8 protein-coding genes are annotated in these 10,149 nt (G+C 65.5%); 1 reads left to right on the forward strand and 7 read right to left on the reverse strand.

Features of this window, described 5'->3' with window-relative positions; genetic code table 11:
• Positions 1–25: 25 nt before the first annotated feature.
• From AC1DIP_RS19550 to AC1DIP_RS19580, 7 genes are all read right to left on the reverse strand, one after another.
• A complete protein-coding gene (locus AC1DIP_RS19550) occupies positions 26–1,096 on the reverse strand; it encodes a Gfo/Idh/MocA family protein (protein WP_477734774.1) in 1,071 nt (356 codons plus the stop codon).
• 121 nt (positions 1,097–1,217) lie between these two features.
• Complete coding sequence (locus tag AC1DIP_RS19555) at positions 1,218–1,925, reverse strand: ATP-binding cassette domain-containing protein (protein ID WP_476209909.1); 708 nt, start codon at positions 1,923–1,925, stop codon at positions 1,218–1,220.
• 2 nt (positions 1,926–1,927) lie between these two features.
• Positions 1,928–3,370, reverse strand: a complete 1,443-nt coding sequence (locus AC1DIP_RS19560) for an FtsX-like permease family protein (protein WP_476209911.1) — start codon at positions 3,368–3,370, stop codon at positions 1,928–1,930.
• A gap of 199 nt (positions 3,371–3,569) precedes the next feature.
• On the reverse strand, positions 3,570–4,664 hold the full coding sequence (locus AC1DIP_RS19565) for a substrate-binding domain-containing protein (RefSeq protein WP_476209913.1): 1,095 nt from the start codon (positions 4,662–4,664) through the stop codon (positions 3,570–3,572).
• A 48-nt stretch (positions 4,665–4,712) separates the two neighbouring features.
• Positions 4,713–5,996 (reverse strand): multiple monosaccharide ABC transporter permease, encoded by a 1,284-nt coding sequence (mmsB, locus tag AC1DIP_RS19570; protein ID WP_476209914.1) that lies wholly within the window; start codon positions 5,994–5,996, stop codon positions 4,713–4,715.
• A gap of 44 nt (positions 5,997–6,040) precedes the next feature.
• Positions 6,041–7,600, reverse strand: a complete 1,560-nt coding sequence (mmsA, locus tag AC1DIP_RS19575; protein WP_476209916.1) for a multiple monosaccharide ABC transporter ATP-binding protein — start codon at positions 7,598–7,600, stop codon at positions 6,041–6,043.
• 131 nt (positions 7,601–7,731) lie between these two features.
• On the reverse strand, positions 7,732–8,922 hold the full coding sequence (locus AC1DIP_RS19580) for an ROK family protein (RefSeq protein WP_476209917.1): 1,191 nt from the start codon (positions 8,920–8,922) through the stop codon (positions 7,732–7,734).
• 224 nt (positions 8,923–9,146) lie between these two features.
• Between AC1DIP_RS19580 and AC1DIP_RS19585 the strand changes: the two genes are divergently transcribed.
• Entirely contained in the window at positions 9,147–10,004 is an 858-nt protein-coding gene (locus AC1DIP_RS19585) for a nitrilase-related carbon-nitrogen hydrolase (protein WP_476209919.1), read from the forward strand.
• Positions 10,005–10,149: the final 145 nt, after the last annotated feature.

The following is a 10,149-nucleotide window of genomic DNA, read 5'->3' on the forward strand; positions in this document are numbered from 1 at the left end:
GTCGTACGCAGCCTTCTTGATCCTGCTAACGGCTGTCGTTGGGGTAGGTCACCCCGAGTTGCGCGCGCACACCGTCGAAGAGGCGCATCGTGTTCAGGGTGTCCTCGAGCGGCATGACCGGGCTCTCGGTCAGCCCCTGCTGGACACACCGCATCACCTCGCGTAGTTCGTACGCGTAACCCTTGCCCACGACGTCGAAGGTCTCCGTCCGGCGGTCCTCCCACCCCTTGGCGATGACCAGTTCGCGGGGGTTGTTGATGGAACCCACGCTCTGCAGGAAACCCAGGCTCCCTGCCACCGTGGCGGTGTGCGGCCCGTGGGCCAGCAGGGAAGAAGTGAGCTGGACCTGGGCGGCGTGGCCGTAGCCAAGGCTCAGGGCGTTCTGGGCGTCCACGCCGTCGTCGTTGACGAAGCCCGTGGCGCTGACGGTCTGCGGGAAGCCAAGCGTGCCCAGCGCCCACAGCAGCGGGTAGACGGACAGATCCAGCAGTGCACCTCCGCCGTCCTTCCGGGCCCACAACCGGGCCGTGGGGGAGTAGGGCGCGGGGAATCCGAGGTCTGCGGTGACCCAGTGGATATCGCCCAGCTCGCCGGACGCCGCAATCTCGAAAGCGCGCTGCATCGACGGCAGGAACCGGCTCCAGACCGCCTCCATCAGGAAGAGCTTCCGGCTGCGCGCCACCTCGATGAGCTCCGCCGCCTCCCGGGCGTTGATAGTGAAAGCCTTTTCGCACAGCACGTGCTTGCCCGCGTTCAGGGCGGCGAGGACCATCTCGTGGTGCTGCGCGTGCGGGGTGGCGACGTAGACGACGTCCACCGCCTCATCGGCGAGCAGCCGCTGGTAGCCGGGCACCCCGCCGTCGTCCCCGTAGGCCTTTGCGAAGTCATACGCCACGGCAAACGCATCCGCGGTGTCCTGCGCCCTGGAACTGACCGCATAGAGCTCGGCATCTTCAAGCAGTGCCAGATCCTGGGAGACGGCGCGGGCGATGCTGCCCGTTGCGATGATTCCCCAGCGCAGGGGAGTCCCGGTGGCGGTCCGGGGATCCTGGTCAGGCTGCGTGGACAGCCATGGTGGGGCAATGGGAGCGCTCATAGCTGCCATCCTGTCACAGCGGCACCGCGGGAGTGGAGACCCTGTTGCGAGGGGGAGGTTATGGACAAAAAGGGGCCAAGGGCTGGAGCGCACACCCCTTCCCTTGGCCCCCTTCCGTGGGTCAGGCCGTGGCGGCGACGGCAGTCCGTCCCCGGACCGGTTCTTCCGTCAGCTTGCCCTGCTGCAGCCGGAACCTGCGGTCGGTCTTGTTCGCCAGGACCCTGTCGTGGGTGACCACCAGGATGGTCGTGTTGTGGTCGCGGCTCAGCGAGCTGAGGAGCTCGATGATGTGGTCTCCGGTCTGCTCATCCAGGTTGCCGGTGGGCTCGTCGGCCAGGATCAGCTTCGGCTCGTTGGCCAGGGCGCGGGCAATGGCCACGCGCTGCTGCTCGCCGCCGGAGAGCCTGTTGATCCGCCGGTCGTGCTTGGTCGGATCAAGCTGCACCTGTTCCAGCAATCCCTTGGCCCGCTCCAGCCTGGCGGACTTCCGCATGCCGGCGAATTCCATGGGCAGCATGACATTGTCCACGGCGGACAGGTTGGGGATCAGGTTGAACTGCTGGAACACGAAGCCGATGTCCCGGCGCCGGTATTCCGTCAGCTTGCTGTCCGGCAGGCTGGCCAGGCTGACGCCGTTGACGACGACGTCGCCGCTGGTGGGCTTGTCCAGCGCACCCAGGAGGGACAGCAGGGTGCTTTTGCCGCTTCCGCTCTTGCCCACGATCGAGGCGAGGGTGCCCTGCTCCAGGACAAAGCTGACATCGTTGACCGGCTTGATGGTGCGGTCACCGGAGTTGAAGGTGCGGACCAGGTTCTTGACTTCAATCATGGCTATTCTCCTCGCAGGACTTCGATGGGACGGATGCGCGCGGTGAGCAGCGCGGGGACCAGGGCGCCGATGATGGCCACGCCGAACACGGCAGCGATGCCGCCGGCGATCACTCCCGGGGACGCGGTTGCGGTGACGGAGTTCAGCAGCTGGGAGGCGCCGCCGAAGGGTCCGCCCTGCCCGCCGCGGAAGCTTCCTCCACCCGCGGCGCCGGCCGGGAAGTTGCGGCCGGCGGTGGCAGTGGTGGTGTTGCTGCTGATCAGGGCCGAGGCGATCCCGCCGCTGGCGAAGGATGCGATCGCTGCCCCTACTGCGCTGCCCAGGGCCGCGAGGACCAGTGCTTCGAGAACGAACTGCAGGCCGATGGTGCGGTTGGGTGCGCCGATGGCCTTCAGGACACCAATTTCCCGGCGGCGCTCGCGGACCAGCATCACCATGATGAGCAGGATGATCAGCCCGGCGGTCCCCAGCGCGGCGACAAAGGCGATGAAGGAGATGTTCTTGACGCTGCCAAGGGAGCTGACGGCGGTCTGCAGGTTCTGCCCCTGGGTAACGTCCGCCTTGTCGGTGCCGAGGGCGGCCTGCAAGGCAGTCTTGGCGGCGGCGACGTTGTCCATGGAATTGACGGTGACGATCATGCTGGACAGCTCACCGGGTGTCCCGGCGAGTGTTTGGGCCGTGGGCAGTGTGACGTAAACAGCGTTGTTGCCAAAGGCCGTTCCGGCGTCGAACAGTCCGGTCACCGTGTAGGCCTGGTCATTGATGGTGAAGGTGGAGCCGACGGAGAGGCTGTTCTTCTCCGCCAGGGTGGTTCCCAGCAGCGCACCGGTGGAGGCTGCCGAGTAGTCGCCAAGACCGGTGCCCTGGGTAATGTTCAGGGCTTTGCCGGTGGTGTCCACCTCTGCGCCGATGCCCGTGGCGGTGATCGGCAGCGAGCGGACCGGCTGCTGGGTGGTCCCGGTGGACCCGGTGGTTCCATTGGCCTGCTGGTTGCGGTTGCCCAGGGTACCGGCATCCACCGCAGCGGTGAGGCTGGTGGTGAGGGTGGCTGCGGCCTGGCCGCCGGGGCCGCCCTGTCCGGTCTGGCCGCCGGGCCCGGCCTGGCCGGTCCCGCCTGCCGCCTGTGCCGCAGCTGCGGCAGCGTTCCTCAGCCTGAGGGAGGAGGTCCCGACGACGGCACTGACGTTGGGCACGCCGGCGGCGGTGGCTGCCTGGTCGGCTGTGAGGGGTTCACCGCCGCCTTCGAAGCCTTGCCCGCCGGCGGGGTTGACGGTCAGGACGGTGCCGACGGAGGCGTTGAGCTCCTGCACCTTCGCTCCGACCGCCTGGTTCGCCACCAGCATGGCCAAGGCCAGGCCGATGGCGACGGCCAGCACCGCTACGACTGCTGCGGTGCGGACCTTGTTTCTGAAGGCATTGCCTACGCTTCGGGCAAGGACGCTCACGTTACTCCTATGACTCAGGTGCCGGCGCGTGGGGCCGGCTTCGCATCAACCCTCGCCGGGCATCCTGTGCGGGAATCCGGCCACACCTGTGTCTGGCCTGTGAAGGGGTGTTGCTGCTGGGGCAGGACGCAGGAAAGCCCGGTCCTCTAAAGGACCGGGCTTTCCGCGCGCCGGCGGGAGCCGGCTCTGCCTATCGGTATTACTTGGTGATCGGGCCGAGTACGGGATCGTCCGTGTAAGCGGTCTTGACGTTGGCGGAGGTCACGATGACCGGCTCCAGCAGGTAGGCGGGAACCACTTTGTTGCCGTTGTTGTAGGACTTGTCGTCGTTGACCTCAGGCTTCTTGCCGGCCTGCAGGTCCTTGACCATGGTGATGGCGTGCTCAACCAGCTTGCGGGTGTCCTTGTTGATGGTGGAGTACTGCTCGCCTGCAATGATCGACTTGACCGACTCAACCTCGGAGTCCTGGCCGGTGACAACCGGGATCGGCTTGCCGGCAGCCTTGACCGAGGTCAGGATCGCGCGGGCCAGGGTGTCGTTCGGGGAGAGGACGCCGTCCACGTTGGCGCTGGTGTAGCTGCCGCTGAGCAGGGTGTCCATGCGGCGCTGGGCGTTTTCAGCCTTCCAGCCCTGGGTCACGGCCTGCTCGAAGCTGTTCTGCCCGGAGACGACCTTCAGGGTGCCGTCGTCGATCTTGGGCTTCAGGACGCTCATGGCACCGTTGAAGAACACCTTGGCGTTGGCGTCGTCGGGGGAGCCGGCGAACAGTTCGATGTTGTACGGACCCGTGGGCTTCTTCGCCTTCATGCCGTCCAGCAGGGCCTGGCCCTGGAGCACGCCGACCTTGAAGTTGTCATAGGCCACGTAGTAGTCCACGTTGTCCGTGTTCAGCAGGAGGCGGTCGTAGGCGATGACCGTGGCGCCGGCGTCCTTGGCCTGCTTGAGCTGGGTGCCCAGCTGGGAGCCGTCGATGGCGCCCACGATGATGACCTTGGCGCCCTTGGTGACCATGGCGCTGATCTGGTTCTGCTGCTCCGACACGCCGCCGTTGGCGAACTGGACGTCAGCCTTGAACCCGGCACCGTTGAGGCCGTCATTGAACAGCTTCTCGGCCAGGACCCAGTTTTCACTGGTCTTCTGGGGGAGGGCGACGCCGATGGAGGAGTTCTGGTCGAATCCCGCGGCACCGCTGCTGGACCCGCCGGACGGCTCCGAGCGGCCGCAGCCCGTCAGCGCCAGTGCTGCGATGGCAGCTACCGCTGCGGCCTTTCCTGCTTTACCAAACATTCGCATTGTTGGTTCTCTTTCTTTGTGTGATGGAACGGTATTCAGGCTGCAAACTCAGGCTTCCCTGGCGATCGCTTCCTTGGTGGAGGTGGTTTCGTCGGGCTGGACGGGGCTGCTGGGGCCACCGGAGGGCCGGTTCATGTTGCGGGTCAGCATGCCGATGATGGAGCGTTTGCCCTGGGACTTGTTGTAGACATCGAAGGCGACGGCGATCAGGAGCACCAGGCCCTTGATGATCTGGGTGAGGTCGGCGCCGACGCCGAGGAGCTGCAGGCCGTTGTTGAGTACTGCCATGACCAGGCCACCAATGATGGAGCCGACCACGGTACCCACACCGCCGGTCACTGCCGCGCCGCCAATGAAGACGGCGGCGATGGCATCCAGCTCCCAGCCCACGCCGTCGAAGGGTCCTGATGCGGTGGAGCGGCCCACGAAGATCATGCCGGCCAGGCCGGCCAGGATGGACATGTTCATCATGACCAGGAAGTTGACCTTCTTGGACTGGACGCCGGAGAGTTCGGCTGCGTGCCGGTTGCCACCGACGGCGTAGACGTGGCGGCCCAGGATGGTGCGGGAGGAGATGAAGCCGTAGATCAGGACCAGCACGGCCAGGATCAGGCCGGGGATGGGGAACGAGGTCCCGGGACGGCCGGTGGCGAAGAGGTATGTGGCGTAGAGGATGGCGGCGCAGATGAGCACCAGCTTCAGCACGGTGACCCACATCTCGGGGACCTCGGCGCCGAGCGCCTTGGCCCGGGCCCGGGAGCGCAGTTCGCCCACCACAACGAAGACCGCGACGGCGACACCCATCAGGAGCGTGAGGTTGTTGTAGCCGGTGTCCGGGCCAACCTCGGGCAGGTAGCCGGAGCCGATGTACTGGAAGTCGTTGGGTACGGGAATGGTGTTGGACTTGCCCACGAACTGGTTGAAGCCGCGGAAGAGGAGCATGCCGGCCAGGGTCACGATGAAGGCGGGGATGCCCACATACGCAGTCCACCAGCCTTGCCAGGCACCGATGATCGCGCCCAGCACCAGGCCCAGCAGGACGCCGGCCCACCACGGGATACCCCAGTCGCGGATGGCGAGGGCGACGGTGACGCCGACGAACGCGGCGACGGAGCCGACCGAGAGGTCGATGTGGCCTGCGATGATCACCAGCACCATGCCGATGGCCAGGATCAGGATGTAGGAGTTGCCGTTGAAGAGGTTGATGACGTTGCCGGGCGTCAGCGTCCGGCCTTCAGTGGCGATCTGGAAGAAGATGATCAGGGCCACGAGGGCGAAGATCATGCCGAATTGGCGGGTGTTGCCGCCAAACAGCTTTTTGAGGGCGTTCATGGTGTCAGTCCTTGTGTCCGGAAGGTTCTGGAGGGGCCAGAGGGTCAGGCGGCTTTTCGGGTGGCGGAGGTCATCAGCTTCATCAGGCTTTCCTGGCTGGCCTCGTCTTTGTTCAGGACACCGGTGACGGCGCCTTCGAAGATGGTGTAGATGCGGTCGGACAGGCCCAGCAGCTCGGGCAGTTCGGAGGAAATGACGATGACTCCCTTGCCCTGGTTCGCCAACTGCTGGATGATCCCGTAGATCTCGTACTTGGCACCGACATCGATGCCGCGGGTGGGCTCATCCAGGATCAGCAGGTCCGGGTCGGTGAACATCCACTTGGCCAGGACCACCTTCTGCTGGTTGCCGCCGGACAGCTTGGCCACGCCTTCCTCCACGGACGGCGTCTTGGTGCGCAGTGACTTGCGGTACTGCTCAGCCACGGTGAACTCCTGGTTGGGGTCAACCACCGAGTTGTGGCTGATCTTCTTCAGGGCTGCTGCCACGGTGGTGGTCTTGATGTCGTCAAGAAGGTTCAGGCCCAGGGTCTTCCGGTCCTCGGTGACGTAGCCAAGCCCGGCGTCGATGGCCTGGCGGACGTTCTTGAGGACCACCTCCTTGCCGTCCTTGTAGATGTGGCCGTCGATGAAGCGGCCGTAGGAGCGGCCGAAGACCGAGCGGGCCAGTTCGGTGCGGCCGGCGCCCATCAGCCCGGCGAACCCGACGATTTCCCCGCGGCGGACGTAGAAGCTGGAGTTCTTGCAGATCAGCCGGTCCTGCACGGTGGGGTGGCCCACGGTCCAGTTCTTGACCTCGAAGAACACGTCGCCGATCTTGGGGGTATGGTCGGGGAACCGGGACTCGAGGGTGCGGCCCACCATGCCCTTGATGATGCGGTCCTCGTCCACGCCGTCCTTCTTGACGTCCAGCGTCTCGATGGATTTGCCGTCGCGGATGATGGTGATGGAATCGGCGATCTGCTCAATCTCGTTGAGCTTGTGGGAGATGATGATCGACGTGATGCCCTTGGCCTTCAGGCCCAGCATCAGGTCCAGCAGGTGCTGGGAATCCGATTCGTTCAGGGCCGCGGTGGGCTCGTCCAGGATGAGGATCTTCACGGACTTGTTCAGCGCCTTGGCGATTTCCACCAGCTGCTGTTTGCCGACGCCGATTTCCTTGATGGGGGTGTCGGGATCGTCGCGCAGGCCGACGCGGGCCAGGAGGTCCAGGGAGCGGAGGCGGGCCTCGGCCCAGTCGATGATGCCCCGCTTGGTGGGCTCGTTGCCCAGGAAGATGTTCTCCATGATGGACAGTTCGGGGATCAGCGCCAGTTCCTGGTGGATGATCACGATGCCCGCGTGCTCGCTGGCCCGGATATCCCGGAACTGCTGGACCTGCCCCTGGTAGACGATGTCGCCGTCGTAGCTGCCGTACGGGTATACGCCGGACAGGACCTTCATGAGGGTGGACTTGCCGGCCCCGTTTTCGCCGCAGATGGCGTGGATCTCGCCTGCCTTCACCCGGAGGCTCACGTTCGACAAGGCTTTAACGCCGGGGAATTCTTTGGTGATGGACCGCATCTCGAGGATGATCGGATCCGTTTGCGTGGTCTGGGACGTCATGAGCCCTAACCCTCCAATGCAATGACTTCTTTGTCCGGCCGGCAAAGCGCAGGGCCGTCTGAACCAAAAGTAAACTGGATCACAGCTGTTGTCGTCAAGTCTTTAACGCAAATGCTGGATAACGAAATGGTCTAGGGCTTGCGTATTCCGGCATGCTGGAACACCAGGGCGGCAGCGCCAAGGGCCTCCGCGCGGTCGCCGAGCGAGGACATGGTGAGGGTGGTGGTCTCTCCGATGACCGGCACCGCATGCCGGATCAGGCCGCGGCGGATGGGGTCCAGCAGGATGTCTCCCAGCCCGGCCAGCGGGCCACCCACCACGATGACCTCCGGGTTGATCAGGTTGGCCACATTGCCCAGGGCGCGTCCCACTGCAAGCCCGGCATCATCCACCACGCGCAGGGTTGCCGAGTCCCTGTTCAGTGCCTTGCGGACAATGTCCGCCGGTGTCATGGGCCGGTCCTCACCGCGGCTGAGGAGCTCGATCATGGTGGTGGTGGAGGCGATGGTTTCCAGGCAGCCGCGGTTGCCGCAGCGGCACACCAGCCCCTGCTCGTGGATGGTGGCGTGGCCTATTTCGCCGGTGATTCCCACGTTGCCGTAGTAGGGGGCGCCGTTGAGGATCAGCCCGGCGCCGATGCCCGATCCGATTTTCATGAACATCAAGTTGCTGACCCCGGAGTGCTGCCCCCAGGTCACCTCGGACCAGGCGCCGAGGTTGGCGTCATTGTCAACAAACACGGGGATTCTCAAGGTTTCCTCAAGATGCTGCAGGATGTTGATGCCCACCCATTCCGGGAGGATTGCCCCCTGCGCCACCGTCCCCGTCCGGCGGTCTATGGGGCCTGGAATGCCGACGCCGGCCCCCACCACGGAAGTGCGTTCAACGCCGCTTTCGCGCAGCAGTTTCTCCAGCAGTGACACCGCTGCCTGGATCCCGTCATCAGCCTGGTGGCCCAGCGGGAGCATGACCGATTCTTCGGCTATCACGTGGTAGCTGAGCGAGGCCAGGACCACCCGCAGGTGCCGCCGGCCGAAGTCGATCCCCACAGCCACGGCGCCGTTGCTGTTCAGCCGCACGTTCAACGCCCGCCGGCCGGAACTGGTAATCGGCTCGGTGGATGCCAGGCCCGTATCCAGCATGATTTTGACGATATTGGAGACCGTCGCGGTGGACAGCCCCGTCTGCCGCGCCAGCTCCGCCTGGGTGGACGGGCCGCCCATCAGGGTCTCGATAATCCGCTGCTGGTTCAGCTGTCGCAGGGCAGACTGCGATCCGGGATTCTTGGGTTTGCTCCTCGTTGAGCGCGTAGTTGCGGACATGCTAAGAAGATTGCCCTACTGCTCCGCTTGTAGTCAAGAAGTTAACGCAAGGGTGCCCCCAGGAGCGGTGGGAGAGAGTGGGGAAGGGCTCGTGCATTCCGTCCCGGCCTCCGCTCCTGCGGGTCCAAACGACCTGCCAACCACCGCCGGCGGCTGGCTAGGCTGGAAGGAAACAACCCTGCTTCTCCACCTCCGCGTGGACACGCACAACGAAGGTGGTAACGATGCTGCTGTCCCTCCTGCAGGCCAACGCCGTGGTCCTGGACATCGAAGCCAACCTTCAGACCGTTGACCAGGCCGCCCGCGAGGCTGCGCAGGCCGGCGCCCACCTCCTGCTCACGCCGGAGCTCTTTCCCGTGGGCTACGCTCCGTTGCGGCTGCGCGGCGAACTGGATCCGGCGGCGATTCCGGCGATCCGTGACCGGCTGGCAGGGATCGCCCGCCACAACGGGATCGCGCTCGTGTACAGCCTGCCGGCCCCGGCAGGGGCGGAAACGGAGTCCGCCGGTGGCACTGGGTGGCACATATCGGCCACCCTGGTGGATGCCGGAGGGAGGGAAATCCTCACCTACGCCAAGGTGCACCTTTTCGGCGATGAGGAACGCAGGGCATTCGTCGCGGCCTCGGAACCTCCGGCCGTGGCTGATTTCCATGGCATCCGCACCTCCCTGCTGATTTGCTATGACATCGAGTTCCCCGAGTCCGCGCGGGCGGCTGCTGCCCGGGGCGCCGAGCTGCTCCTGGTCCCCACCGCGTTGTCCGCGGGTTTCGAGGCGGTACCTCAGGTGCTCGTCCGTGCCCGGGCGCTGGAAAGCCAGCTCCACGTGGCCTATGCGAATCACTGCGGAAGCGAGGACGCCTACATCTTCGGCGGTGGAAGCGTGGTGGCGGGACCTGACGGTGCGCTTCTCGCCGAGGCGGGGGAGGGCCAGGCGTTGTTGTTTGCCGAGGTGGGGACGGAGGCGGTCCGCGCCGCGCGGGAAGTGGTGCCGTACCTGCGGGAACGCCGCCCCGGGGTGTACCGGGCCTGGGAGGCGGACCTGCCGCAGGAACGGGGGCTGCCCGGGGACGGCAGGCCCTAGGAGACTGCTGAACTAATCGGCGGATGTGGGCGCGTCGACTGGACTGGTGGGTCTGGTGGTTAAGACTGGTCTTATGCAGGGACGCGAGGACGCGCAACGCGGGTATTTGGATGTGGAGGCATTGGCCGGGGAGTTGTTGGCTCCG

It is taken from the genome of Pseudarthrobacter sp. 05T312, assembly GCF_056396685.1.